Below are 23713 nucleotides of genomic sequence, written 5' to 3' on the forward strand. Positions count from 1 at the left end.
GGACGGTCACGGGTACTGGTTGCAGGGCGGCGACGGCCACTGGATCTCTTCGCGGATCTCCATGGAGACGCCGCGCCCCGCGTACTGCCCGGCGGGGATCAGGTGACCGTCAGGTCCGATGACGGCGGGCAGAACCTGGCGAGCGCCGTTCTCCCCCTCGACGGTGAGCCACCCGTGTACGCGGGCCTGCCGTTCACCGTCGACGCTGGGGCGTCGGTAGATGGCGTACAGGCGGTGCGGGCCGGGCGCGGGCGCAAAGCTGACGGTCTTCACTGGTGCTCTCCTTCGGTGGGCATGACGAGTCGGTATCGGCCGCGGTTGCCGCGGCAGCGGGGTTCGCGGGTGAGGTTGGCGGTCGGGAGGACGTCGCGCGGAACGGCGTGACGGTGTCCCGACTCGCCACACCACGGGCACTGGCCGAGCACCGCGATGCGGATGCCGTCTTCAAGGACGAACTGTTCGATCCGAACCGGTCGGCTCTTGATGCGTCCCCGCAGGGAGAAGTCGCTCATCGCGTCGCCCCGAAGACCGCGTCGCCGTGGGCGTCGTGGGTGGCCACCGGGGCGATGCCCGTCAGGACTCCGCGGGACTTCTTGGTGCGCTTGGGCGTGTAGCCGTGACGGGTCAGCTGCTCCGTGAAGTCTGCGCGGGACTGGACGGTGACGATCTCGCCTCGCGCCCATTCGCCGAAGCGGGCGTAGAGCTCGCTCACGGTCGTCGAGTAACTCGGACCCCTGACCACCGCGAGGTCGTCACCGAGAAACCGTCCGATGGCGTCGTGCTTTTCGCGGTACTCAGCGGTCGCGGCCAGCACACTGTCGGGCTCGTCGAGCCCACCGAGGTCGGCGTAATCCTGATACCCCTGCACTGCCCAGGTCAGAATTGCGTCGGCGGCCAGCCGGAGAGTCTCGTCGAGTCCTTTATCCATCTCCTCTGGGGAGATGACGACGTCGAACGGAACCACCCGCAGCCGGCGCCACATCGCCGGATCGCCCCCGTCGACCTTCGGCAGGTGGTTGGTGATGAGGACCGCCGTGTGCGAGGGGTCGAACTCGACGAAGTCCTGCCTCATTCGCCGCGCGCGGATCGGGTCGCCTCCGGTCAGCCGCTTCACGGTGCCGGCAGCCAGGCTTCGCCCTTCGTCGGATTCAGAGACGACGCACCAACGCACGCCGAGCAGATCCATCTGACCGGTGGGATGAGAACCCGGGTTCGCCATCAACAGCTCGGGCTCGGCCGCGATGGCGTAATCGCCCAGGGCATGCGAGAACGCGCGGTCAAAAGTGCCTTTTCCGTTGGCGCCAGTTCCCGTGAAGATCGGCAGGATGTGCTCCCTCACTACCCCGAGCAGGCCGAGCCCGGCCAAGCGCTGAAGGAAGCCTCGGACCTCCCGATCAGGCAGCACGTGCTCGAGAAACCGCTCCCAGTCCTGCGAGCGCTCATGCGGCCTGTAGGCGCCCCCGGTGACCTTGGTGATGCGGTCGTCGGGGCGGGCGGGCTGCAGCGTGCCGGTGCGCAAATCCAGCGTCCCCGACGGCGTGTTCAGCAGATAGGGGTCGGCGTCGAGGTCGTCAGCGGTCACGGCGAATCTCGGCAGGCTGGACGCGATGTCGAGAATGCCCTTGAGGCCGGAGGCCGACTCGACTCGGCGGACTTCCTTTCGCCTGCTCGGGTCGCCGAGGCTGTCGGCCAGTTCGGCCCGGAGCATTTCCATCACGTACTGCGTGGCGGCGCCTCGCTGGTCGGGAATCCATCGGCGGCCGTCCCACACGTGCCACCCCAATCCGTGGACGTGCATGAGGCGGTTCGCGCAGAGGTCCTGCAGCCGCCAGGCGAACTTCGCCTGGCCGGAGTGAATGTCAGCTTCCCTGGCCCGGCCTCCAGCCGCGGCGAACTTGGCGTCATCCTGCGGCGTAGCGACGGGCTGCAACGAGCTCACCGGTCACCCTTCGGCTCGACGACCACCAGGCTCGCGGCAGCGAGGAGATCGATGCGCTTGATGAGGTACGGACCCCCGATGGGGCGGCGGTAGGCGGCCAGGCGGCCCTTCGCGATCCAGTCCCGGATGCTCTGGGCGTTGACACCCGCCAAGGCGGCGGCTTCGGTAACTCCGAGGTAGTCGTCGGGCATGACAAATCTCCTGAAAGGTCGGGAAACGCCGAGGAGTACGTGCTGCCCTACAGGGGCGGTCGTTGCTGCTCGACGCTCCTTCCTGAAGGAGACAGTCGGCGTCCCTCGGTGGTTCCAGAAGGCTTCGCGACCTAGCGCGGGAACGACCTTGCGTTCGACTTCTGGCCTCGGGACTAGCGGCAGAACATCAGTGGCTTGCGCCAGTGAGGTGATTGTTGGAGGCGTTTTGAGTTGGTGATCGTTTCTGTGTCGGGAAGGCTTGCTTCCCTTGCATTCCTAGTGTCTCTCCGACCACCGACATCCAGCCGCGACGACAGAACTCGGTCGCCCACCCACCGCCTGGCGCCTGCTGTCCGCCGCCTGCCACCTGTCCGGGTGACGGTTGGTGACGGTTTGTCTCGTTGATCTCATACGAGGTGTCGGTCTACGTACAACGCCAAAGAGCGTCACCAGGCGTCACCACCGAAGCACCCAGGAACGTTCTAACCCGTACAGGATCGGACGTGCTATGCGGACCGGGGAGGGGTGCCCGAGCTCGCCCAGGGGCCTCCCCACCCCCACTGGCGGGGACGTGCGAACGGGCGGGCGGAGGGCGCGAGACGGCCCGCGGCCGGGGACGAGGGCAGGTGGCCGGGGCGCAGTCGTCAGCGCCGCCAAGAATGTCCGGGCGCGGACTTGACGTGGTGTATGTACACCACCTACGGTCGTCTCAATTGCGGTGTACATACACCACCACGAGAGGACTGTTCCCGATGATCCACACCACCACGACCGCCGAGCCCGCCGTCTGGATCGGGTGCCTCGAGTGCTACAACTCGGGCCGACTCGTGGGCGACTGGCGCCCCGCCCTCGAGGCGGGAGACATCACCCCGGACACGATCCACGGCCGCGATGTCGCGCCGGGCACCCACGAAGAACTCTGGGTCATGGACCACGAGGGGCTGCCCATCAAGGGCGAGTGCTCGCCGACCTTCGCCCAACGGGCCGCCGAGTGCCTAGAGGAGGTGGACGAGTGGCTGCGCTCCGCCTTCCTCGCATGGTGGGCATCGGGCGACTTCGTCGCCGCTGGTGACGACCTGCCTTGCCCCTCCGACTTCTTCGACCGCTACGCAGGCGAATGGGGCTCCTTTTCGGAGTACGCCGAGGACCTGTTCACCGACTGCGGATACGCCGACGAGATCCCCGACCACCTTGCTGCCTACTTCGACATGGACGCATGGGTCCGCGACCTGCGCTTCGACTACTCCACCGAACCCGCGCCTAACGGCGGGGTCTACGTCTTTCGCTCGCTCTGACCTCCTAGGAGACTGATAACTGATGAACACCCGCTTCGAAGTTCGATCCGCCCGCGGCGAACTGCTCGGCATCTTCCCGGCGCCAATCAGCGACCACGCCGAAGCCGTGCGGTCGCTCATCACAGACCACCCGGGCGCCGACGTGCGGCCCGTAGTCAGCATCGATGATCCCTGTGCCGCTCACCCCGCCTACGAGGCGAGCAACTGCCCCGCCTGCGGCACAGCCCGCGAGATCTGAGGGGTCGAGATGCTCTTCCTGTCCGTTGCATTCATGCTCGCCCTAGTCCTCGCGGTCGACGCGGGCAACTGGTGGCTCACCACCCTGCTCGTCGTCGTCGGCCTCTTCGCCGCGGCCACGGCTTGGACCTCGCATCGCGCCAAGGTCGAACTCGCGCGATACCTCGAGGAGGAGCGGCGCATCCTCGCGGTGGGCCGCTACTTCTCAGGGGGGCGTTGATGGCCGCCCCGGCAGATGGCCACGCCCTCTACGACCTGACCGGCTGGGCTTGGGTCATCGGCGACGTCGAGTAAGCCACAATGGCGTCGTGACGAAGCCAGATGCTCGTAAGGGCGACAGGTCCGCGACGAAGGTCCGCGCCGTCCGCGTCTCTGACGATGTCTGGGAGGCAGCGCTCGCGAAGGCCGCCGCTAACGGCGAGACCGTGGCTGATGTTGTTCGCGCTGCACTGATCGAGTACGCAGGCCTCGAGGACACCACCGGGGTGGTCGGCCGACGGGATCGCTAGCAACTCTCTGCTGCACTTGCGTCCCTCCGCGCCGGTCCCGACTACCTTCATCGCATGGCTCTAGCAGACCTCACCGACCCTGAAGCCGTTCGTAAGGCGATAGCCGAGTTCGACGAGCGAGGCCGCGAGGCATTCCTCGACGAGTACGGCTTCCACCCTGCCTGGGACTACTTCATCGTGGTCGACGGCAAGCGGTACGACTCGAAGGCCATCGCGGGGGTCGCGCACCTGTACGAGCGCGGAGCACTCCTGACCGCCGGTGAGTTCTCCGGCGGTGACAGCACCGTGGCGACCCGGCTCGAGAAGCTCGGCTTCAAGGTCACCCGTCCCCCGAGCCTTCCGGACTGGTCGATCGACGAGTTGATGCTCGCCCTCGACCTATACCTGCGCACTCGCGGCGAGATCTCGTACAGCCCGACCGTCAAGGTTGTCACCGACCTCAGCGCTGAACTCCGCTCGCTGCGAATTTTCCCTGAGGAGGTGCGAGCGAACCCGCGTTTCCGCAATCCCTCTGGCGTTGCCCTCAAACTCCACAACTTCTCGTCCATCGACCCAGACCACGAGGGGCAGGGCATGGGCCACGGCGGTGCCGGTGACCGCCGCGTGTGGGAAGACTGGGCGCACCGGCCGGCGGAGCTCGCGCAGGCGGTCACCCTCATCCGCGCCCGTGGCGAGACCGACGACGCTGCCGAGGACACCGGCGAGGAGGAGGAGTACGAGGCCTCAGAGGGCCGGATCCTCTTCCGTGAGCACCGACGCTACGAGCGGGACCGCAAACTCGTCGCGAAGAAGAAGGCGGCGGTCCTCAAGAAGACCGGTCGCCTCGCCTGCGAGGTATGCGGCTTCGAGTCATCGGAGGCGTACGACGTCGAGGGCGTGATCGACGTGCACCACGTCGTGCCGCTGCACAAGATCGGCGAGAGCGTGACGGGCATGAACGATCTGGCGTTGGTCTGCCCTACGTGCCACCGGGTGCTGCACAAGCACCGCCCGATCATCACCCCCGCCGAGCTCAAGGCGAAGAGACAAGCGTGAGATCTCAAGGGCCCCCGGCTGAATCGGTCCCCGACACCCTGCCCGGCTGGTACCAATAGCCGCATGGGTAACACCGTCGTCGATCAGATCGCGCCTGATGGAACGCTGGTTCATGACGTCGACACGACGCTCTCGCAGAAGCGTCGGCTCGGCTTGATCCTCGATGCTCTTCCTGGCGCGACGCTCGAACGGATCGCTGGCACCAAGGTCGTGATGTACGGCGACCAAGCGATTCTGAGCAAGCAGGTCACCTACCTTGGCAACCCCTGGGAGGCCTACAAGAAGCGCATCCAGATGCCGAAGGAGTGGGCCGCCACCTACGCCGATGCGCAGCGCAGGGGGCTCACGCCGCGCTTCGTCGGCGTCTACCACTACGAGGGCACCACGATCTTCGTCGATTTCGACCCGACGACATACGTCGAGCATGGGCTCAACAACTCCTCCGCCCACGTCGCTACGAACGATCTCTTCCAGGCCCAAACCCTCGGACAGTTCTCACGTGTGGACCAGAACGACAATCGGCTAACCAGTGTTCGGGCGGACCAGTTCAAGTCCTACATGCGCGTCGGCTACGAGGAGAAGAACCCGCACATCGACGTCCTGGATCGTTTCACCACAGAGTTCCTGAACGGCAGCAGGATTGACGGGCTCGCGGCCGTCCAAGAGATGCACGCCGCTGATTGGCCAGACAAGTTTCAGAACGAGTGGCAGGGGTTCTACCTCGAGTACCGCCTCAGCAGCTTCGTCAAGAAGCACGGCCTCGAACACCTGCTCATCGTCCAAAAGGAGAAGCGCAAGTCTCAGTACGACTACGACCTGCGGCTCCTTCGTGGCGGTGTAACCGAGCACTTCGGCGACCTGAAGGCCAGCAACATCGCCGTGGACGACTCTCCCGGTAACGCTGCCGAGAAGTTCTTCCAGTGCCTGGATGAGTACGGTCGGTTCTGGTACGTGATCTACGAGCACGAGACTTGGCACGGCCGCGACAACAAGCACCTCGCGACGATCGCTTGGAACGAGTGGCGCAAGTCGGTTGGCCATGTTGGCCGCAAGGAGTTTGACCCGCTGTCGTACTCCAAGAAGTTCAAGGAAGCTGTGCGTTTCGTGGGCGTGAAGGTTCTCGAGGTGAACCAAGCCAACGTCGCCATCGTCTTGAAAGAGTTCCAAACGGACTTCAAGCAGCCTGACGGCTCCCCACGAAAGCCGAAGGTGTCGATCCGCAAAGCCGACATCGACAACTTCCTGATCTACACGAAGTCAATCGAACTGCGCCCTACGGCTTAGTCGGCGCCATCGCCTTGAGGCGCTCGTCAGGGGACAGTGGCGCCGTCGACACGGCGTCGAGGACGCGCCGGCCTGCCGCGGTCCGCTTGAGCACGTCCTCGTCGCGTGCGACATGCTCCCGCAGGACATGCCAGACGGCACCGACGTTCACGCCGTTGCCCATCTGCTTGTAGGTCGCGGCGGGCCGCTGGTCCCCGAAGTCGTACCAATCCGGCAGGCCCTGGAGGCGGGCCGTCTCGCGGGGCGACAGCCTCCGCTCACGCGGCCCGATGATGCTCGTCTGAGTGATCGCCACCAGCGCCGGCAGGTAGGTAGGTCGCTTGGCACGGATGCCGGAGGGCCGCAGGTGCATCACGGTTTCCCAGAGCGAAGGAGTGTCTTGCGCCTGCCACTCAAGCTTGCGACGCGACGCCGGGAAGGCATCCGTGTACACGCCGTGCTTCTTGGCCCACCGGTCAATCCACGGACGGTGGATCGCGTAGAGCGCATAGTTCTTGGCGAGGTGGCCGGCCTTCCACTGCGGCAAGGCTTCGTCGCGCGCCATGAGGTCGCGGTAGTCCGGCACGTAGCCGAAATCGGCGATGACCTTGTCGTAGTCGGTCCACGCGTCGGCCCAGATGGGGAAGCCGGGAGGACGACGGCCCTCGGTCGCCTCGTACCAGGTCTCGACCCACTCGTTCCACGCTTTGATCCAAAGTCGCTCGCTGGTGCTGAGCTCACAGCCGGGGATGTTGTGGGAGTCGTCGAGTAGGTCCTCCAGGTGCCACTCCTCCTTGGGCTGCCAGCCGTCGATCCGATCACTTGGCAGGGCCACCGGGAGGACCGGGAGGTCGTCGCCGAGACCCGTCGGGTTATGCGTGGCGGTGATGAACACGCGCTCGCGGACCTGGGGACGGCCGCCGCGCTCGGGGGGCAGGAGGTGGGGGGAGAAGATCGCTGGGGTCTCCGACACGCGATAGCCCTGCTCCTGCAAGGTCTCGACGATGACCTGCCACTCGTGTAGGTGGCGCGGCCCAGCGAGGTTGCGGACGTTCTCGAGGAGAACGACCTTCGGCTTTCGCTTCTCGATGATCTTCAAGATGTGCCAGTAGAGGGTTCCCCGCGCCTCATCCATGCCCATCTGCGCACCGGACTTGGAGAACGGCTGGCACGGGAAGCCCGCAGCCAGTACCTCGTGGGCGGGAACGTTCATCACCTCGTCGTTCGCGTCCTTGGTGATGTCGCCCAGCGGGTCGTGACCCCAGTTGCGCTCGTAGACCTTGGCAGCCGCCTTGTCGATCTCGACGGCGTACACGCACTCTCCGCCGTACGCCTTCAGGGCAGCGTGGAAGCCGCCAACCCCGGCGAAGAGGTCGATGAAGCGGAACGCCGGAGCATCAGTGGTCATGGTGCGGAACCCTACCTACTCGAGGTCGGCAATCGACGCATGCAGGGCCGTGTCGATCGCTCGTGTGTTCGAGCTCTCGCTCCTCGGCTCTGATGACGTGATCTCGGTCACGTGGGAGGCGGTCTAGGCTTCGCGCGTGCTCCCAGAATCGTGGGCGTCGTCGCCTGCCACGCGGCGCACGATGCTTGGAAACCGCCGGACAGGCACCAAGCCAGAGGTGGCCCTGAGGAGCGCGCTGCACGCCGCCGGGCTTCGTTTCCGCAAGGACTACCGACTGGACCTTGGCACAACCAAAGTCCGGCCCGACATCGTCTTCACCCGGGCCAAGGTCGCAGTGTTCGTGGATGGCTGCTTCTGGCATTCCTGCCCCACTCACGGGACCCAGCCGAAGCGGAACACGGACTATTGGGGCCCGAAGCTTGCGAGGAACGTTGCACGTGACCGTGAGCACGATTCCGCGCTCACGGGGCATGGGTGGACTGTCGTCCGCATATGGGAGCACGAGCCGCTTGAGGAGGCTCTCCGGCGTGTTGTCGAGGCGAGGGCCCTTCCACCCGCGGATCGGAACGGCTGACGCTCGCCGCGCGGGCTTGGAAAAAGCCGGACTAATCGATATCCGACCCATAGTGTGCGTTGAGTCGTATCACGGGAGTCGTTAGGGGTGCTTGATGTCCCAGGGCGCTAGCGACAGCGAGCCCCAGCGCATCAGCGTTCGATACGTTGGCCCTGCTCTCGGGGCGAACAGTATGGATGTCCGCCAACTCGCTCCCTCGCTGTTGGCTCTGGCCGATCTGTTCACTATCGCCCACTCGGTGGCGGGCCGAACCCTCACGCCGCCGCCTGCACTAGAAGTCACTGCTCAGCGTGGCGGATCGTTCATCGTCGACCTGTGGCTCGCGGCCCAAGATCACGCGGTTGATCTCCTGACTGACGAGGATGCCACCGCAGCAGCGAACGGCTTGGGTATTGGTGCGGTCGTCGTTGGGGCGGTCGGTTGGCTCGTGCAGCGGAGGAGGCGAGGACGGGAGCAGACTGTCACCGAGGTGGAGCCCGGCACCGTGCAGATCAACTGGGCCGACGGGACAAGAATGGTTGCGCCGGTCGCCGCGCAGTCGTTAGTCGAGCGAATGGACTTCAACCGCACAGCTGGCCAAGTCTTCGAGCCTCTCCGCAAAGAAGGCATTGAGGCTATCGAGATCGACGCGGTGTCCACTCGGCCCGGTTGGGGCAAGCGTAGCGCCACAGTCGAACTTGATGACCTTCCCGGTTTCAGCCCGGCGCCCGAGGTCGACAACGTCCTCAGCGACAACACCCGGATCGTCACGGTGCGTATTGAGAACGTCGCCTTCAAGGTCGGCAACAAGTGGCGAGTCAACGATGGCCTCGCCAGCATGTGGGCCAGCCTCGATGACCTCGCATACGTCCAGCGCATCGTGGACGGTGATGAGCGCTTCGGGCTTGGAGACCGTCTCGTCGTCCAGATGCGCGACCGCCAACTGCAGACCACAGAAGGCGACGGGATCACCTGGGAGCACTCGATTCAACGGGTCATCGAGCACCGGCACATCCCGCCGCCCGACGAGTTGCCGTTCGACGAGGACTGATGAGCACAACACCTCTGTGGGTCCCAATCCTGATCGCAGGAATCGGCCTAGTCGGAACCGTCGGGGGCACTCTCGGCGGCGTCCTGCTCACCCAACAACAATCCGATCGTCGTGACGCTCTCGCGTGGTCCCGCCAGCAAGATCGTGAGCAGGCGCTATGGGAGCGCGAGGACGCTGCTAGGACTTTCGAGCACCGCCGCCAGGCCTATGGTGACTTCTACGAGTCGCTCAAGGAAATGGCCCGCCGGGCGTACGACCACGGGTTGGGCCTTGCCGACGACGATGGCGAAGAACTTCCCGAGGGCTGGCAGACCGAGACGTTCCGCCTACTCCAACGTCTCGACCTCTACGCCACCTCGACCGTCCTCATCGGTGCAGGTATGACGTACTCAGCGGTGTGGCGCTGGGGACATCAGACCAAGTACGGCCAAGCCGACGATGACTTCTACAGGGGCCAGGCGGAGGCCGAACGCTGCGAGAGCCTCCTGCTCGTGGCGATCCGCACCGATCTAGCGATCCCAATGACTGAGCATTCGGAGAAGGGTAACTCGCAAAACCGGTCTTGACTGCCGAGAACCCGCGGCTGATCCCCTCCAGCACGACGTGCAGCCGGTGCCCCTGCGGCAGCATCGCGTCGACGAAGGGCTGGCTGATGTCGATGCGGCGGCCGCTCGACTTGAGCATCCGCTCGACCAGCTCCTGGACCTGCGCGGTGGTGAGCATCAGGTTGGTGAGCTCATGGCGTCCGTGCCGGGCCACGAAGACCCGGCTGGGGTCGTTGATCCAGATCTCCTCGACCGCCGGGTCGTCGAGGAACGGCTGCAGCGGGCCGAACCCCGACACCCGGGCGACCAGCTCGCCGACGACCGCGTCGACGTCGGGGACCGGCGCCACGACCCCGGTGAGGCTGCGCTCGTCGTGCGCGCGCACGACACTCTCGGCGATGCGGCGTACGACGGGGGCGTCGCGCTGCGGGTCGACGCCCTCCCGACGCACCAGCTCGCGCACGTGCTGGTCGAGCAGCTCGACGAGCTCGCCGTGCGCGTCCGTCGCCGTCACCGCCATCGCTGACCCCCGTCCCGAGTGAGGCTGTCCCGACCCTAGGGACAACGGCCTCCTACCCGCGAGGGTCACTCACGAATCTGTGGACAAGGCAAAGAAATGGGCGCCGCCGCGGCCCCCCGATCTCCACAACCTGCTCTGGGGTGAGTGCTGGACGCGGGCTGATCCGCGCGATCAGTGCGCCGGCGCTGTCTCCGCACCGGCCGCGCGCGAGCGCGCCAGGTCGAGCAGGTCGAGCGCGGCCGCCTGGTCGACGCGGCTCATCAGCATCGACGCGACGACCAGCCCCGCGACCTCCGTCGCCAAGGCGCGTACGCGGTCGTCGGGCAGCCCGGGAGCGGCCGCGGCGACCCCGCGCGCGACCGCAGCGAGCAGGTCGTGGTGGTAGCCCGCGATCACCGCGCGCACCGAATCGTCGTGGACCAGGTCGGCGCCTGCGGTGTTGACCAGCAGGCAGCCCAGCCGGGCGTCGTCGCCGGACCGGGAGGTCGCTATCGCGTCGTGGAGCCCGCCGAGGTAGTCGGTGAGCGCGCTGGGCGCGACCGGGTCGGCCAGCAGGCCGGCCAGCCGAGGCCTCACGACGTCGGCGAGGTAGCTGGTCACCGCAGCGTCGAAGAGCCCGCGCTTGGACCCGAAGGCGGCGTACAGGCTGGAGCGCCGGAGGCCGGTGACGCGCTCGAGATCGGGCACGGACGTCTCGGCGTACCCCTGGCGCCAGAAGACCTCGCGGGCGGCTCGGACCGCCCGGTCGGTGTCGAACGCGCGGGGTCGGGCCATGTCTCCTCCTCGGGGTCGAGTCGCCGGCGTGACCGGTCTCATGCCAGGCCCGCGGTGCGCGGGTTTGGCCCGGCCGTGCCGACGACTATTATGGAACGATCATTCCATAATCTACCAGCAGGAGGAGCGAGATGCGCGCCCTGACGCACGCCACCTTCGGCGACCCGGCCACCGTCCTGGAGGTCACCGAGGTCCCCACTCCCACCCCCGGCGCCGGTGAGGCGCTGGTGCGGGTGGTCCGCGCGACGATCCACAACCACGACCTGTGGACGATCCGCGGCAGCTACGGCTTCAAGCCGGAGCTGCCCGCCGGGTCGGGCACCGAGGCGCTCGGTGTCGTCGAGGAGCTCGGCGAGGGCGTGACGCACCTCGAGGTCGGCAAGCGCGTGGTCGTCGGCGGCGTCTTCGGCGCCTGGGCCGAGAAGGTCGCCGCCCCCGCGGCCGGCCTGCTGCCGGTGCCCGACGCGATCGGCGACGAGGCCGCCGCGCAGCTCGTGGCGATGCCCTTCAGCGCCGTCTCCCTCCTCGACTTCGCCGGCCTCGAGACCGGCGACTGGCTGATCCAGAACGCCTCCAACGGCGCGGTCGGCCGCCTCGTGGCGCAGTTCGCCAAGGCCCGCGGGATCCGGGTGGTCTCCCTCGTTCGTCGTACGGCGGGCGAGGCCGAGCTGGCCGAGGCCGGCATCGACGGCGTCGTCTCGACCGACCGCGACGACTGGCGCGAGCGGGTGGCCGCCCTCACCGGCGACGCCCCGATCCGCGTCGCGGTCGACTCGGTCGGCGGCAGCGCGAGCGCCGATCTGCTCTCGGTGATCGCCGAGGGCGGCACGCTCATCTCCTTCGGCGCGATGGACGACGGCACCATGCTCGTGCCCTCGGGCGCGGTGATCTTCAAGCAGGCCACCGTCAAGGGCTTCTGGGGCTCCGCGGTCTCCAAGGCGATGGCCCCGGAGCACCGCAACGCGCTCCTGCGCGAGGTCGTCGAGCGCGTGGCTTCCGGCGAGGTCGCGCTGCCCGTCGGCGGCACCTTCGGCTTCGACGAGGTCGGCGCCGCCCTCGAGGCGCAGGACCAGCCCGGCCGCGTCGGGAAGATCCAGCTCGTGCCCTGACCGATCCCCGGGCCTAGGTGCCACCTACCGCCGCATCATGGGGCGGGGCACGGGCATGCAGGGACGGTGCCCGCCAAGCCCTGCGATTCCACCGAATTCGGCGAGGACGCGACGCCTCGCCTCCGCTGGACTGGTGCCGGCGTCACGGTGGCGCCGACGACCAGGACAGGGGAGCTCGATGAGCGCTCGCAAGATGCCCCGACTCCGGCGCACGACGCTCGCCGCGGCGGCCGGTGTGGCGGCCGCGCTCCTCGCCACGAGCACGAGCCCAGGCAACGCCGCCGTCCTCGAGCCCGCCCCGACCGCGTTCGGCAACGTGGTCAAGCCGCAGGGGACGCAGACCTTCCCGCAGGCGCTGGCGATCTCGGAGTCGCGGTACGGCGGCCACCTCGGCGTGATCCGGTACTTCGACGGCAACGCCCCCGACTCCTGGACCACGTTCAACGCCAAGCTCACCGACCACGTGGGGATCATCTCGTTCCGGATCTCACCGACGACCGTGCTCAGCGGCAGCGCCGACAGCCAGCTGCTGAGCTGGTTCCGCAACGCGCCGACCGACCACGTCACCTACTGGTCCTACATGCACGAGCCCGAGGACGACATCCAGCGCGGCGCGTTCACCATGGCGTCGTACCGCGCCGCGTGGGCCCGGATCGCGGGCCTGGCCCGCCAGGCGAACAACCCGCAGCTGCGGGCCACGCTGATCCTGATGTGCTACACCGTCAACCCGGAGTCGGGCCGCACCTGGACCAACTACTACTCCCCCGGCGACATCGACGTGTTGGGCTGGGACTGCTACAACCACGGCGAGAAACGTGGGGTCTACGGCGAGCCGACCAACCTGTACTCCCGCGCCATCACCACCTCGCGCAACGCCGGGCTGCCCTGGGGCATGGCCGAGTTCGGCAGCCTGCTGGCCAGCGGCGACACGACCGGCGCCGGTCGGGCCGCGTGGCTGCTCAAGGTCTCGCGCTACTTCAAGGACGAGGGCGCCCTGTTCGCGAGCTACTTCGACACCAACGGGGACGGGAAGTCGGACTACCGGCTGCTCGACGAGCCGTCGCGCCAGGCGTGGCACGACGTGGTCTCCGACCAGACCCCCTGACCCTCGGCACTGCAGCAGCGTCGTACCACCGAACTACCTCCCGCGAGGCGACGTCGCCGCAGCCGATCCTCCACCACTGCCGGTGATCGCGACCGCATCTTCCTGCAACCAGCCTTGTGGTGGTGCCGTCGGGCTCTTAGCGTGCTCGCCAGTCTCGGGACCGGGCGCGATGGGCGCTGCGGGCCGGGACATTTTCTCGGAAGGCATGAACCCGCATGAAGACTCTTGCTCGCGTGACGACTGCAGCTGCCGCGCTCGCGGCGGTGACGGCGATGGCCGCACCGGCCCAGGCTGCCGAGGTCCACAAGATCTACGCCACGCACAACGGCGTCATCAAGGCCTGGGCCACGTGGGAGGGCGGCGGCATCGACCAGCTGTGCGCCAACCTCGTCGCCGGCTACAGCGCCACCGCCACCATCAACGGCAACTCGGTGACCGACTACAGCGACGACGGCTCGAAGAAGTGCATCTGGGTCAACAACACGACCAATGGCAACTGGTACACCGCCAAGATCATCTGGCAGGGCACCGGCGGCGCTACGGAGACCGGTTCGACGCTCGTCCAGAGCTGATCGTCCCGCCGCTGCTGTAACGCGGTGTCCACGTCGCTGGTGCGGTGCTGCAACACCGCACTGGACGCGTGGACACCGCGTTACATGGGGCGGGCGGCCCGGGGCTGCTCGGACCGCATTTCGAGCGGATCCTTGAGCATCAGGAGGGGGCCGTCCGCGCGCCTCAACGAGGGAGCTCGACGAACTCCGGGCGACCGACCTGCGGGTGCTGGAACAGTCGCTCGAGGTCGGTGGTGTTGCGCGAGATGGACACCAGCAACCGTCCCGACCGCAGCGGGATCTCGGGGTGCGCGAGCGGGGCGTACTCGAGGTTCCCGGTGTCGAACCCGCCCGGTGCCTTCAGCTCCTCGACCGGCGTCCACGGTCCCCACGCATGCGGCGCGGTCCACTTGTAGACGAAGTCGCTGATGTCCCCGTCGCGCTTGGAGACCGCCACGAAGTGGTCGCCGACGCTGTCGACCGAGAGGGTCTGCGAGACACCGCCCCGGCTCGGCAGCACCGCAGCAGCGTGCTGCCGACGGGGCTGCCACCGGCGCCCGTCCCAGAACTCCCACCGGCTCCGGTCCCCGGGGTCGTCGGCCGGGGCGCGGGCGGCGTACAGCTCCCGGCCGAAGTCGTACGGCCGGCCCGTCAGCCGGGTGCCGTAGACGTAGTACCAGCCACCGTGCACGTCCGCCGCCGCTCCCCAGTTGACCTGCTGCTCGTCGCGCGAGTCCGGCGTGATCCGGACGACCTTCCGCAGGGTCGGGACGCCGCCGTCCTCGACGGTGAAGACCGCCGCGTCCGTCCCCAGGAACGTGAACCCGAAGGAGCCGCTGTGCCCGCGGTCGATGCGCGAGCACAGGACCACCACGACGTCGTGACCGTCCCGGCGGGCGACCGCCACCGACATCGGCCAGCGCACGACGTCCGGCGCCACATCGGGGATGACCGGTCCCCGCTGCGCGTCGAGCAGCTGGGAGACGCAGCGTCCCGACGTGACCAGCATGGAGTTGGCCACGATCGGGGGCTCCAGCGGGTCGGCGCGCACGGTGTCGCCGAAGAGCCACACGAGACGGCGGTCGTGCAGCATGCCCGTGGCACCGATGTCCCCGGCCTGCCAGGCCGGCAGGTCCAGCCTCCTGCCGAGCTTGTTGAGCTCGTCCACGGTCGGCTCGTGCACCTGCGCGGGAGGCGCGGGGCAGGCCGGTGCGAGACGGACGGCGGCGGCACTCCCGGACGGCGGCGGCCGGTCGCCGCCGGAGCCCGTGCACGCGGCCACCAGCACCAGGCCGGCGACCGCCCCGAGAGCCCGACGCCCGTGCCTGCTCACGGGCGCCGGGACGGCACCGCCGGCTCGGGCGCGGCGACGACGGGCTCGACGCTGCCCTCGAGCTGGAGGTCGGGGATGACCCGGTCCAGCCAGCGCGGCAGCCACCACGCGCGCGCGCCCAGGATCGACATCAGCGCCGGCACGAGCACCATCCGCACCACGCTGGCGTCGATGAGCACCGCGACCGCCATGCCGACCGCCAGCATCTTGATCGTCGGGTCGGTGTCGAGGACGAAGCTGCTGAACACCACGACCATGATGGCCGCGGCCGTCGTGATCACCCGGGCCGTGCTGCCGATGCCGATCGCCACGGCCCGGTGCGCGTCGCCGGTCTGGTGCCAGGCCTCCCGCACCCGGGAGAGCAGGAACACCTCGTAGTCCATCGAGAGGCCGAACACGATCGCGAACATCAGCATCGGCACGAACGCCGGGATCGGCAGGTCCTGGTCGATCCCGAGCAGCTGGGAGCCCCAGCCCCACTGGAACACCGCGACCACGACGCCGTACGCCGCACCGACCGAGAGCAGGTTCAGGATCGCCGCCTTCACCGAGATCACCAGGGACCGGAAGGCGATCGTGAGCAGCACCAGCGAGAGCAGCACCACGGCGAGGATCAGCCAGATCATCCGCTGCCCGACCTTCTCGGTGAAGTCGACGTAGCCCGCGGTGGTGCCCACGACGTACGACGCGTCCGCGCCGAGCCCCGGCAGCACGGTGTCCTTGAGGTCGTCGACCAGGTCGCTGGTCTTCGCGTCGTCGGGGGCGGTCGTCGGCACCAGGTTGATGACCGCCACCGTGCCGGCGGGGTTGGTGGTGGGTGCACCGGCGGAGGCGACGCCGGAGGTCTTGGCGAGCTTCTTCTGCGCCGAGCTCAGGAAGTCCTGCGTCTGCTGCTGCGAGCCCTGGGGCAGCTTCAGCACGACCGTGAGCGGGCCGTTGGCGCCGTCCCCGAAACCCTGCGAGATCAGGTCGTAGGCGCGCCGGTCGCTCTGCGACGTCGGGTCGGAGCCGGCGTCGAGCTGGCCGAGGCGCAGCGAGAGCACCGGGATCGCGAGCACCAGCAGGAGCAGCACGCTGCCCACCGCCCACGGCCACGGCTTGTCGCTGACCTTGCGGCCCCAACGGGCGAAGGCGCTGTTCTCGTGGGTGTGGTCGGCGTTGGCCACGTGGGCCCGGAGATCGGCGCGGTCGCTGCGCGAGCGGACCCGGTTGCGGGCCAGCGCCAGGAACGCGGGCACCAGCGTCAGCGCGGAGAGCATGGTGACCGCCACGACGATGGCCGAGGCCAGGCCCAGCGCCCCCACGAACGGGACCGAGGAGACGTAGAGCCCGAGGATGGCGACCACCACGGTGCTGCCGGCGACGACCACGGCGGCGCCGGACGTGGCGGTCGTCCGGCCGATCGATTCGTCGAGGTCCATGCCGTGGTCGAGCTGCTCGCGGTGCCGGGCCACCAGGAACAGCCCGTAGTCGACGGCGACGCCGAGGCCGAGCAGCGTCGCGACGGTCGGAGCCGTCGTCGGCAAGTTGATGGCGGCCGCCACCAGCCCGACCAGGGCCAGCCCGGTGCCGACGCTGAAGACGGCTCCCACCAGGGGGATCAGCGCGGCGACGATCGAGCCGAACATGATCAGCAGCAGCACCAGCGCCGAGCCCAGGCCGATCAGCTCGGAGACCGCGTCGTCGGGCGCCTGCCCAATCTGTCCGGCGCCGCCGCCGTAGTCCACGACCAGCCCCGCCGAGCGCGCCGGCTCGACGGCCTTGTCCAGCTCGTCGAGGTAGTCCTGGTCGAGCGAGGCCGGGACGACGTCCCACGAGGCGGTGCCGTAGGCGATGGTGCCGTCCTTGGACACCGCGGGGGTGCCCTGCGCCGTCAACGGGTCGGTCGCGCTGATCACGTGGTCGAGCCCGCCGACGTTCTTCATCGTCGTCGAGACCGCCTTCGACTGGTCCTCGACCGTCCCCTGCTCGGCGTGGAACACGATCTGGCCGGAGTACCCGCTGGCCGACGAGAAGTCCTTCCTCAGCACGTCGAGGCCGTTGGACGACTGGCTCCCCGGGACCGTGTAGTCGTTGACGAAGTTGCCGGCCGCCGCCCGGTTGGCGAGGGTCAGCCCCACCAGCAGGAGCAGCCACACCCCCACGACCCACCACCGGTGCCTGCTCGCGAACCTGCCCAGCCGCTCCAGGAGCGCGTTCATGTCGAGGTCCCTCCGGGTCATCCCCCGACCGGCATCGCTTCTCACCGTAGGTCGGCCCGGGCGACGGGTGCATGCCCAAATTCGAGGGCCGCCCGCACCGGCCCGGGTGCACCCTCCGACCCTCGACGGACTCCCCCGAGTTCGGGACGCTGGGTGCGTGGCCCTCGCCGTCTGCCTGCTCCTCGACCGCCGCTCGGACCGGCTGGTGCGCGACCTGTGGGCACGCCTGGAGGAGCAGGGCGTCCGCACCCTGGCCTCGCACACGCACGGCCGGCACCTGCCGCACCTCTCGTACGCCGTGCTCCGCTCCTGGGACCTCGCGAGCGTGCAGACGGCGCTGGCCGGCCTACCGGACGGCGGGCCGGTGACGCTGCACTGCCACGGGACGCTGACCTTCCCGCGCGGCCGGGCCGCCCTGGCGCCGGCGGTCACCGCCGGCCTCGCCGCCCGCCAGCAGGCGGTGGTGGAGCGGGTCGCCGGCTGCGGCGACCTGCACCACAACTACCGGCCCGGCTGGTGGGTCCCGCACGTCTCGGTCGCGACCCGGGCGCAGGGCGCCGCGATGGCGACGGTGGTGCGGATGATCGCCGACACCCTGCCCCTGGCGCTGCACGCCGACCGCGCCGCGCTCGTCGACAGCGCGACCGGGCGGACCTGGCCCCTCGACGCGATGCCCTAGCGGGGGCCGTCCGGCGTCACCGGTCGTGGGCCAGCAGCACCGGTGGTGCCACGTAGTAGGGCGGCCACCCGGTCCAGCCGGTGTCCCACAGCCGGGTGGCCCGCTCGCACCTGCCGTGGACGTTGCAGCGGACGACCGCCGCCATGCCGTCCTCGCCCATCGCCGAGGTCAGGAAGTGGCGGTTGTCCTCCCACGCGGCGTTCCAGTCCAGGCGGCCGGTCACCCGGGCGACCCGTCGGCCGGTGGTGCCGTTCACCACGGCCCAGAAGTCCGTGCCGGTGTCGTCGAAGTAGGTGCGCGTCGCGATCGCCCGGCGGCCGTTCGGCGACCACGCCTTCACGATGGACCGGCAGCTGTGCCACAGGGTCCGGCGCGGGTGGGAGAGCGGCGCGACCCGGTTGCAGAAGGCGTCGGGGTCGCCCACGGAGAACACGGCCCGGTCGTGCCGCACGTCGGCGCCCAGCGAGGCCTGGCCGACCAGGCGGGAGAGCCGGTCGCCCCGGAGGTGCCACCACCAGGTCGCCGCCCGCGGTGCGGCCCACGAGGTCGCGAGCAGGGCCCGGCCCTGCGTCACGGCGCCGACGTACAGGACGCGGTGGAAGGTACGCCGGGCGACGACGTGGCGGTGGTCCGGGTCGGCGACCGTGATGTGCACCGGAGGACCGAAGTCGGGGTCCTCGTAGGTCCCCCACGCGACCCGGCGACCGTCCGCGGAGACCGCGACGGTGTGGACGTGCCGCGCCAGCCGCCGGACGTCACCGCCGTGGCTGATGTGCACCAGCCGGCGGGCAGCGTCCTCCAGCAGGTAGCCCCTCGCCGTGGCCCACAGGTCGGTGTAGTGCCGACGGGGCACCTCGACCCGGACGTCGCCGTCGTGGATGACGTGGTGCCGGACGTAGGGGATGCCGATGTCGGCCCCACGGGCGAGCGAGGACGGGTCGACCGGCGCACGCACGGCCTGGGCCGGGACCTGGCTCGCGATCGCGGCCAGCCCGACGAGCGCGGCGACCACCACGACCGCCCGCGCCAGACGCTTCCTGGACACCCTTCGAGCCTGCGCCCGGGTCACGGTGCCTGACAGGGACCAAGGTCCCCGTCAGCCCTGCCTGCCCCCGGACCACCGGACGGCGCTCACTCCTGGGGGTCCTTCCCCACCAGCTGGACGAGGTCGGCGATCGAGTCGACGACGCGGGTCGGCCGGTAGGGGAAGGTCTCCACCTGGTCGGGCCGGGTCGAGCCCGTGGTGACCAGCACGGTCCGCAGTCCCGCCTCGAGGCCGCTGATGATGTCGGTGTCCATCCGGTCGCCGACCATCACGGTGGTCTCCGAGTGGGCGTCGAGCTGGTTGAGGGCGCTGCGCATCATCAGTGGGTTCGGCTTGCCGATGAAGTAGGGCTTGCGCCCGGTGGCGGTGGAGATCAGCGCCGCCACCGAGCCGGTCGCCGGCAGCGTGCCCTGGATGCTGGGACCGCTCGGGTCCGGGTTGGTCGCGATGAAGCGCGCCCCGCCCTCGATCAGCCGGATCGCCCGGGTGATCGCCTCGAAGGAGTAGGTCCGGGTCTCCCCGAGCACCACGTAGTCGGGCTCGCGGTCGGTCATCACGTAGCCGATGTCGTGCAGCGCGGTCGTGAGCCCCGCCTCCCCCACGACGTACGCCGTGCCGTGCGGCCGCTGCTCGGCCAGGAACTGGGCGGTGGCCAGGGCCGAGGTCCAGATCGCCTCCTCGGGCACGTCGATGCCGCTCCCGAGCAGCCGCGCGCGCAGGTCCCGCGGGGTGAAGATCGAGTTGTTGGTGAGGACCAGGAAGCGCAGCCCGGACTCCTTCAGCGCCTCGATGAACTCCTGGGCGCCCGGGATCGGCACGTCCTCGTGCACGAGCACGCCGTCCATGTCGGTGAGCCAGGTGTGGACCTCGCGGGTCGTCGTCATGGCCCCATTGTGGTGGAGCCGCCGCCGGGGCGTCCGGTCAGCCTGGATCGGTGGTCAGGCGCCGTGGCGGACGCGGGTCACGTCCTTCGCCCGCCGGTAGGCCGCCACGGCCGCCAGCTGGGAGTTGACCTCGAGCTTGCGCAGCACCGCCTTGACCTGGCTGCGCACCGTCGCCTCGGACACGCCCGCGAGCTCGGCGATGCCGCGCACCGACCGCCCGTCGTACAGCAGGGAGAGCACGTTCATCTCCCGGGCCGTCAGGGACTCCATCCGCGCCACGAGGCGGCGTTCCTCGTCCTCGACCAGGCGCCACTCCCGCACCAGCCGGCGCCGCACGGTCTCGTCCATCACCGAGCCGCCCGCGGCAGCGGCGGTGACGGCGACGACGAGGTCGTCGAGCCCCGTCGAGGTCGGCATCACCGCGATGATGCCGCGGGTCAGCACCGCGCCCCAGCGCGGGCTCTCGGGGGCGTTGGTGAGCAGCAGCCACCGGACCGAGGGCGCCGAGCTGACCAGGGCGCCGACCTCGACCAGCCGCTCGGGACGGTCGAGGTCGCAGAGCAGGACGCCGACGACCGCCTCGATCTGGAGCATGTGGTGGGCGGCCTCGCGGACCTGCCGCGGGCCGGCCGGCCAGCGGTAGTTGGCGACGGGGAACCCCCGGGTGGAGAGCGCGGTGCGGACGGCCTGACCGACGAGGTACTGGTCTGCGAAGAGCCCGACCGGGGTCCGCCGCGGCTCAGGCCCGGGACTCGGCACGGCCATCATGAGAGGCCCCTGAGGTTCGGTCTCCCGACCTTGGCCACGTGTGAGGGTGAGCACGTGGTGTTGGTGCTGGCACAAGCTGTCCCCTTGTCCGAAACGAATACCTCATGCTGGCGCGCCGCCCCGGCGCCCTGACGGCTCGCTCGGGGTAGTCCCCCACATTTGGGGATGGTTGAATTCGAGCCCCGGGCGGACAGTAGAGAGGTCGAGTCCCCCCACTCGATCGAGTGGCTCACCAGCGGTGCTTCTCGGATCGGTCGCGACGGTCACGGAGTCGTCGAGACGTCCCTCGTCGGAGTCGCCCAGCGGCCCCAGGAGGGCGACACCGCGGAACGGCTGGTGGGCCGCTCACAAGGAGGACTTTCTGCAGGTTCTTCAAGGGACACGCAACACTTCATCAATTCGCGGTATCCGTCGCCAAAACGAGGGACGGGTACCGAATTCGCATCGTAGCGTGATGCACATGGCGGGAATCACGTTTGAAACGCGACCGCCGCAGGTGGGATTCGTCGCTCGGGAGGCGGCAAGCGTGCGGGCGGGGGGGACCGAGCAGCGACCTTTGACACGCATCACGACCAAGCTCTCCCAGGTGCCCTGGGGCCTGCCCGCGTCCGGCGGCTGGACCTGGCGCAGCTCGGCGCTGCTCACGGCCGTGCTGCTGCAGCCCTACCTCCTGGTGCTGGCCATGGAGGGCTCGGCCACCTTGAGGCTGCGGACCGCCAGCGTGATGAGCCTGCTGCTCATGCAGCTCGCGATCCTCGCCAGCGCGGTCGTCCTGCAGTACGACTGGCGGATCAGCCGGCGCACGGCCACCGGCTGGATGGCGATGGCGCTCTCGTACGTCGCCGCCCAGCACCTGCCGTTCGCGCTCCTCGCCGTCGCGGGGTCGGACGTGGGGCACTACGGGTACGTGGTGGGCGTGACACAGCTGCCGTCCGCGCTCGTGCTGCTGACCCTGGCCGTCCTGGCGGCCCGGGGCGCACCGCTCCCGGCCTGGAACCCGCTCGTGGTGGGCCTGCTGCTCGGCGGCCTCGCCGCCACCGCACGCCTGGTCCTCGTCGACACCGGGGCCGACCCGACCCTCACCCTCTCCGCACCGGCCACGGCCGCCATCGTCTCCGTGGGCGTGGTGCTCACGGTGGCCGTCGCGGCCGTCCTGGCCCGCACCGAGACGCTGCCCGGCTGGGTCCGCACCCGGGTCGTCGCCGGCCTGCTGTGCCTGCTGGCCAGCCGGGTGGTCGCGACCGGGCAGGAGCACGGCTCGCCGTCGCCGCTGGCCGTCGCGTGGGCACTCTTCGGCACGGTGCTGCTGTGCGGCGCCGCCGCCGCGATGCTGCGCCAGACGATCGGCGACAACTCGCGTCGGCTGGTCAGCCTCGCCCATCGCGCCGCGACCGCCGAGGTCAGCGTGCGCCACGGCCAGGAGAAGCTGCACGAGCTGCACGCCACCGTCGCCGGGGTCGCCATGGCCTCGCGGCTGCTCATCCAGAACGGCGGGCCCACGGGCAGCCAGCGGCAGCGCCTGGAGTCACTGCTGGACTCGGAGATGACCCGGCTGGAGCGGATGCTCACCAAGCGTGGCCAGCAGCCCGTCGAGGACATCTGCCTGGACGAGCTGCTCCTGCCGCTGGTGGAGACCCAGCAGACGCTCGGTGTCGACGTGGTCCTGCGGCCGTCGGCCCAGCAGGTGCTCGGCCGGCCCGACGACCTCGCCGAGGTCATCCACATCCTGCTCAGCAACGCCGCCCGGCACGCGCCGGAGTCGCACGTCGAGGTGACCTCCGCCCGCCGCGGCGGCGCGGTCGAGATCTCGGTGTCCGACGACGGGCCGGGGGTCCCGGAGACGCTGCGAGCCTCGCTCTTCGCCTGGGGTGCACGCAGCGCGAGCTCGCCCGGTCAGGGCATCGGGCTGCAGCTCGCCAAGCGTCTGATGCTGGAGCAGGGCGGCAACCTGAGACTTGAGAACGAGGGCCGCCTGGGGGGCGCGACCTTCGTCCTCACCATTCCGACGAGCTCCCCGGGAATGCCATGAGAAATCCCCGAGGCACCACCCGCGTGGCCCTGGTCGAGGACCACCTGCTGTTCGCGGAGTCGCTGGAGATCGCACTGGGCATGGAGGGCTACCAGGTCCGCCGGGTCCCGCTGCCCGACCGCCCCAGCTCGCTGGGGGCCGTGCTCGCGGCCGTGCTCCGGGCACAGCCGCGGATCGTGCTGCTGGACCTCGACCTCGGTCCGCACGGCAACGGCGTCCGGCTCATCGAGCCGCTCGCCAAGGCCGGCATCGCGGTCGTGGTCGTGACCGGTTCGGTGGAGCGCACCCGCTGGGGCGAGTGCCTGCGCTACGGCGCCCGCACGGTGCTGACCAAGACCTCGCCGCTCAACGACATCCTCGCCACGGTTCGCCGCCTCAACGACGGCTTCCCGGTGATGGACCGGCTCGAGCGCGAGGAGCTGATCGCGGAGTGGCACCAGAACCGGGTGGAGAACCACGAGGCGCGCCGCCGCCTCGAGGACCTCACGCCGCGGGAGCGCGAGGTGCTGCGGCAGCTGATGCAGGGCCACCAGGTGCGCGAGATCGCCCGCCTCAACGTGGTCTCCGAGGCGACCGTGCGCACCCAGGTGAAGTCGATCCTGGCCAAGCTCGAGGTCTCGTCGCAGCTGGCCGCGGTCGGCCTGGCCCACGAGGCGGGTTGGCGGCCCTCCGACTCCTGAGCCCGCCCG

General features: G+C 69.4%; 27 protein-coding genes. 16 read left to right on the forward strand and 11 right to left on the reverse strand.

Annotated elements, in window-relative coordinates; all coding sequences use genetic code 11:
- Positions 1 to 6 precede the first annotated feature (6 nt).
- The 4 genes from ACFO9I_RS12840 to ACFO9I_RS12855 are packed head-to-tail and all read right to left on the reverse strand — an operon-like array spanning position 7 to position 2130.
- Positions 7 to 273, reverse strand: a complete 267-nt coding sequence (locus ACFO9I_RS12840; RefSeq protein ID WP_379181398.1) for a hypothetical protein — start codon at positions 271 to 273, stop codon at positions 7 to 9.
- A complete protein-coding gene (locus tag ACFO9I_RS12845; protein WP_379181400.1) occupies positions 270 to 512 on the reverse strand; it encodes a hypothetical protein in 243 nt (80 codons plus the stop codon). Before ACFO9I_RS12845 ends, ACFO9I_RS12840 begins: the two co-directional genes overlap by 4 nt.
- Positions 509 to 1939, reverse strand: coding sequence for a DNA primase family protein (locus tag ACFO9I_RS12850; RefSeq protein WP_379181402.1), 1431 nt, complete (start codon positions 1937 to 1939; stop codon positions 509 to 511). The genes ACFO9I_RS12845 and ACFO9I_RS12850 overlap by 4 nt, the downstream gene beginning before the upstream one ends.
- Positions 1936 to 2130 (reverse strand): helix-turn-helix domain-containing protein, encoded by a 195-nt coding sequence (locus ACFO9I_RS12855; protein ID WP_379181404.1) that lies wholly within the window; start codon positions 2128 to 2130, stop codon positions 1936 to 1938. Before ACFO9I_RS12855 ends, ACFO9I_RS12850 begins: the two co-directional genes overlap by 4 nt.
- Before the next feature lie 752 nt (positions 2131 to 2882).
- Between ACFO9I_RS12855 and ACFO9I_RS12860 the strand changes: the two genes are divergently transcribed.
- The 6 genes from ACFO9I_RS12860 to ACFO9I_RS12885 all read left to right on the forward strand — a co-directional run bounded on the left by ACFO9I_RS12860 (position 2883) and on the right by ACFO9I_RS12885 (position 6490).
- Entirely contained in the window at positions 2883 to 3425 is a 543-nt protein-coding gene (locus tag ACFO9I_RS12860; protein WP_379181406.1) for an antirestriction protein ArdA, read from the forward strand.
- Positions 3426 to 3447: 22 nt separating this feature from the next.
- The gene (locus ACFO9I_RS12865) at positions 3448 to 3663 is read left to right on the forward strand and encodes a hypothetical protein (RefSeq protein ID WP_379181408.1); all 216 of its coding nucleotides are present in this window, start codon (positions 3448 to 3450) and stop codon (positions 3661 to 3663) included.
- A 9-nt stretch (positions 3664 to 3672) separates the two neighbouring features.
- Positions 3673 to 3882, forward strand: coding sequence for a hypothetical protein (locus ACFO9I_RS12870; protein ID WP_379181410.1), 210 nt, complete (start codon positions 3673 to 3675; stop codon positions 3880 to 3882).
- 88 nt (positions 3883 to 3970) lie between these two features.
- Positions 3971 to 4171 carry a hypothetical protein gene (locus ACFO9I_RS12875; protein WP_379181412.1) on the forward strand — a complete coding sequence of 67 codons (201 nt, stop codon included), beginning with the start codon at positions 3971 to 3973 and terminating at the stop codon, positions 4169 to 4171.
- A 54-nt stretch (positions 4172 to 4225) separates the two neighbouring features.
- Entirely contained in the window at positions 4226 to 5206 is a 981-nt protein-coding gene (locus ACFO9I_RS12880; RefSeq protein WP_379181414.1) for an HNH endonuclease, read from the forward strand.
- A 63-nt stretch (positions 5207 to 5269) separates the two neighbouring features.
- On the forward strand, positions 5270 to 6490 hold the full coding sequence (locus ACFO9I_RS12885) for a hypothetical protein (protein WP_379181416.1): 1221 nt from the start codon (positions 5270 to 5272) through the stop codon (positions 6488 to 6490).
- Here the strand turns inward: ACFO9I_RS12885 and ACFO9I_RS12890 are convergent.
- A complete protein-coding gene (locus tag ACFO9I_RS12890) occupies positions 6480 to 7877 on the reverse strand; it encodes a DNA cytosine methyltransferase (RefSeq protein ID WP_379181418.1) in 1398 nt (465 codons plus the stop codon). The genes ACFO9I_RS12885 and ACFO9I_RS12890 overlap by 11 nt on opposite strands.
- Before the next feature lie 136 nt (positions 7878 to 8013).
- On the opposite strand from ACFO9I_RS12890, the gene ACFO9I_RS12895 reads away from it, so the two are divergent.
- The 4 genes from ACFO9I_RS12895 (at position 8014) to ACFO9I_RS12910 (ending at position 10552) form a co-directional block, all read left to right on the forward strand.
- A complete protein-coding gene (locus ACFO9I_RS12895; protein ID WP_379181420.1) occupies positions 8014 to 8451 on the forward strand; it encodes a very short patch repair endonuclease in 438 nt (145 codons plus the stop codon).
- A 94-nt stretch (positions 8452 to 8545) separates the two neighbouring features.
- Positions 8546 to 9481, forward strand: a complete 936-nt coding sequence (locus tag ACFO9I_RS12900; protein WP_379181422.1) for a hypothetical protein — start codon at positions 8546 to 8548, stop codon at positions 9479 to 9481.
- On the forward strand, positions 9481 to 10047 hold the full coding sequence (locus ACFO9I_RS12905; protein WP_379181424.1) for a hypothetical protein: 567 nt from the start codon (positions 9481 to 9483) through the stop codon (positions 10045 to 10047). The genes ACFO9I_RS12900 and ACFO9I_RS12905 overlap by 1 nt, the downstream gene beginning before the upstream one ends.
- Positions 10048 to 10093: 46 nt before the next feature.
- A complete protein-coding gene (locus ACFO9I_RS12910) occupies positions 10094 to 10552 on the forward strand; it encodes a hypothetical protein (protein WP_379181426.1) in 459 nt (152 codons plus the stop codon).
- Positions 10553 to 10717: 165 nt separating this feature from the next.
- Here ACFO9I_RS12910 and ACFO9I_RS12915 read toward each other — a convergent pair whose 3' ends face one another.
- The gene (locus ACFO9I_RS12915; RefSeq protein WP_379181428.1) at positions 10718 to 11320 is read right to left on the reverse strand and encodes a TetR/AcrR family transcriptional regulator; all 603 of its coding nucleotides are present in this window, start codon (positions 11318 to 11320) and stop codon (positions 10718 to 10720) included.
- Positions 11321 to 11451: 131 nt separating this feature from the next.
- Here ACFO9I_RS12915 and ACFO9I_RS12920 point away from each other — a divergent pair, with 131 nt between their 5' ends.
- The 3 genes from ACFO9I_RS12920 (at position 11452) to ACFO9I_RS12930 (ending at position 14106) form a co-directional block, all read left to right on the forward strand.
- On the forward strand, positions 11452 to 12429 hold the full coding sequence (locus ACFO9I_RS12920; RefSeq protein ID WP_379181430.1) for a zinc-binding dehydrogenase: 978 nt from the start codon (positions 11452 to 11454) through the stop codon (positions 12427 to 12429).
- A 178-nt stretch (positions 12430 to 12607) separates the two neighbouring features.
- Positions 12608 to 13534, forward strand: coding sequence for a hypothetical protein (locus ACFO9I_RS12925; protein WP_379181432.1), 927 nt, complete (start codon positions 12608 to 12610; stop codon positions 13532 to 13534).
- Between the two features lie 233 nt (positions 13535 to 13767).
- Positions 13768 to 14106 (forward strand): hypothetical protein, encoded by a 339-nt coding sequence (locus ACFO9I_RS12930; protein ID WP_379181434.1) that lies wholly within the window; start codon positions 13768 to 13770, stop codon positions 14104 to 14106.
- Positions 14107 to 14269: 163 nt separating this feature from the next.
- On the opposite strand, the gene ACFO9I_RS12935 is transcribed toward ACFO9I_RS12930, so the two are convergent.
- Together ACFO9I_RS12935 and ACFO9I_RS12940 are read right to left on the reverse strand one after the other, a co-directional pair.
- Positions 14270 to 15418: a DUF4185 domain-containing protein gene (locus ACFO9I_RS12935; RefSeq protein ID WP_379181436.1), complete on the reverse strand. Its 1149-nt coding sequence runs from the start codon at positions 15416 to 15418 to the stop codon at positions 14270 to 14272.
- Positions 15415 to 17619, reverse strand: a complete 2205-nt coding sequence (locus tag ACFO9I_RS12940) for an MMPL family transporter (RefSeq protein WP_379181438.1) — start codon at positions 17617 to 17619, stop codon at positions 15415 to 15417. Before ACFO9I_RS12940 ends, ACFO9I_RS12935 begins: the two co-directional genes overlap by 4 nt.
- 157 nt (positions 17620 to 17776) lie before the next feature.
- Here ACFO9I_RS12940 and ACFO9I_RS12945 point away from each other — a divergent pair, with 157 nt between their 5' ends.
- Positions 17777 to 18298 (forward strand): 2'-5' RNA ligase family protein, encoded by a 522-nt coding sequence (locus ACFO9I_RS12945; protein ID WP_379181440.1) that lies wholly within the window; start codon positions 17777 to 17779, stop codon positions 18296 to 18298.
- A gap of 16 nt (positions 18299 to 18314) precedes the next feature.
- Here the strand turns inward: ACFO9I_RS12945 and ACFO9I_RS12950 are convergent, their stop codons facing one another.
- The 3 genes from ACFO9I_RS12950 to ACFO9I_RS12960 form a co-directional block, all read right to left on the reverse strand.
- Positions 18315 to 19343, reverse strand: coding sequence for a hypothetical protein (locus ACFO9I_RS12950; protein ID WP_379181441.1), 1029 nt, complete (start codon positions 19341 to 19343; stop codon positions 18315 to 18317).
- 86 nt (positions 19344 to 19429) lie between these two features.
- The gene (locus tag ACFO9I_RS12955; protein WP_379181442.1) at positions 19430 to 20227 is read right to left on the reverse strand and encodes an HAD-IIA family hydrolase; all 798 of its coding nucleotides are present in this window, start codon (positions 20225 to 20227) and stop codon (positions 19430 to 19432) included.
- Between the two features lie 54 nt (positions 20228 to 20281).
- Positions 20282 to 20995, reverse strand: coding sequence for a helix-turn-helix transcriptional regulator (locus ACFO9I_RS12960; RefSeq protein ID WP_379181444.1), 714 nt, complete (start codon positions 20993 to 20995; stop codon positions 20282 to 20284).
- A gap of 556 nt (positions 20996 to 21551) precedes the next feature.
- Between ACFO9I_RS12960 and ACFO9I_RS12965 the strand changes: the two genes are divergently transcribed.
- Together ACFO9I_RS12965 and ACFO9I_RS12970 are read left to right on the forward strand one after the other, a co-directional pair.
- A complete protein-coding gene (locus tag ACFO9I_RS12965) occupies positions 21552 to 23024 on the forward strand; it encodes a sensor histidine kinase (protein WP_379181446.1) in 1473 nt (490 codons plus the stop codon).
- Positions 23021 to 23704, forward strand: coding sequence for a response regulator transcription factor (locus ACFO9I_RS12970; RefSeq protein ID WP_379181448.1), 684 nt, complete (start codon positions 23021 to 23023; stop codon positions 23702 to 23704). Before ACFO9I_RS12965 ends, ACFO9I_RS12970 begins: the two co-directional genes overlap by 4 nt.
- Positions 23705 to 23713 lie beyond the last annotated feature (9 nt).

Origin of the sequence: Nocardioides sp. GCM10023255 (assembly GCF_042653125.1) — a bacterium.
Lineage (GTDB): Bacteria > Actinomycetota > Actinomycetes > Propionibacteriales > Nocardioidaceae > Nocardioides.

Bases quoted from the DNA above. Each gene is read 5' to 3' on its own strand.
- ACFO9I_RS12960 (WP_379181444.1), bottom strand. From the start codon at position 20,995: ATGATGGCCGTGCCGAGTCCCGGGCCTGAGCCGCGGCGGACCCCGGTC.
- ACFO9I_RS12865 (WP_379181408.1), top strand. From the start codon at position 3,448: ATGAACACCCGCTTCGAAGTTCGATCCGCCCGCGGCGAACTGCTCGGC.
- ACFO9I_RS12940 (WP_379181438.1), bottom strand. From the start codon at position 17,619: ATGAACGCGCTCCTGGAGCGGCTGGGCAGGTTCGCGAGCAGGCACCGG.
- ACFO9I_RS12955 (WP_379181442.1), bottom strand. From the start codon at position 20,227: ATGACGACGACCCGCGAGGTCCACACCTGGCTCACCGACATGGACGGC.
- ACFO9I_RS12915 (WP_379181428.1), bottom strand. From the start codon at position 11,320: ATGGCCCGACCCCGCGCGTTCGACACCGACCGGGCGGTCCGAGCCGCC.
- ACFO9I_RS12890 (WP_379181418.1), bottom strand. From the start codon at position 7,877: ATGACCACTGATGCTCCGGCGTTCCGCTTCATCGACCTCTTCGCCGGG.
- ACFO9I_RS12870 (WP_379181410.1), top strand. From the start codon at position 3,673: ATGCTCTTCCTGTCCGTTGCATTCATGCTCGCCCTAGTCCTCGCGGTC.
- ACFO9I_RS12900 (WP_379181422.1), top strand. From the start codon at position 8,546: ATGTCCCAGGGCGCTAGCGACAGCGAGCCCCAGCGCATCAGCGTTCGA.
- ACFO9I_RS12970 (WP_379181448.1), top strand. From the start codon at position 23,021: ATGAGAAATCCCCGAGGCACCACCCGCGTGGCCCTGGTCGAGGACCAC.
- ACFO9I_RS12845 (WP_379181400.1), bottom strand. From the start codon at position 512: ATGAGCGACTTCTCCCTGCGGGGACGCATCAAGAGCCGACCGGTTCGG.
- ACFO9I_RS12905 (WP_379181424.1), top strand. From the start codon at position 9,481: ATGAGCACAACACCTCTGTGGGTCCCAATCCTGATCGCAGGAATCGGC.
- ACFO9I_RS12855 (WP_379181404.1), bottom strand. From the start codon at position 2,130: ATGCCCGACGACTACCTCGGAGTTACCGAAGCCGCCGCCTTGGCGGGT.
- ACFO9I_RS12880 (WP_379181414.1), top strand. From the start codon at position 4,226: ATGGCTCTAGCAGACCTCACCGACCCTGAAGCCGTTCGTAAGGCGATA.
- ACFO9I_RS12920 (WP_379181430.1), top strand. From the start codon at position 11,452: ATGCGCGCCCTGACGCACGCCACCTTCGGCGACCCGGCCACCGTCCTG.
- ACFO9I_RS12925 (WP_379181432.1), top strand. From the start codon at position 12,608: ATGAGCGCTCGCAAGATGCCCCGACTCCGGCGCACGACGCTCGCCGCG.
- ACFO9I_RS12860 (WP_379181406.1), top strand. From the start codon at position 2,883: ATGATCCACACCACCACGACCGCCGAGCCCGCCGTCTGGATCGGGTGC.
- ACFO9I_RS12885 (WP_379181416.1), top strand. From the start codon at position 5,270: ATGGGTAACACCGTCGTCGATCAGATCGCGCCTGATGGAACGCTGGTT.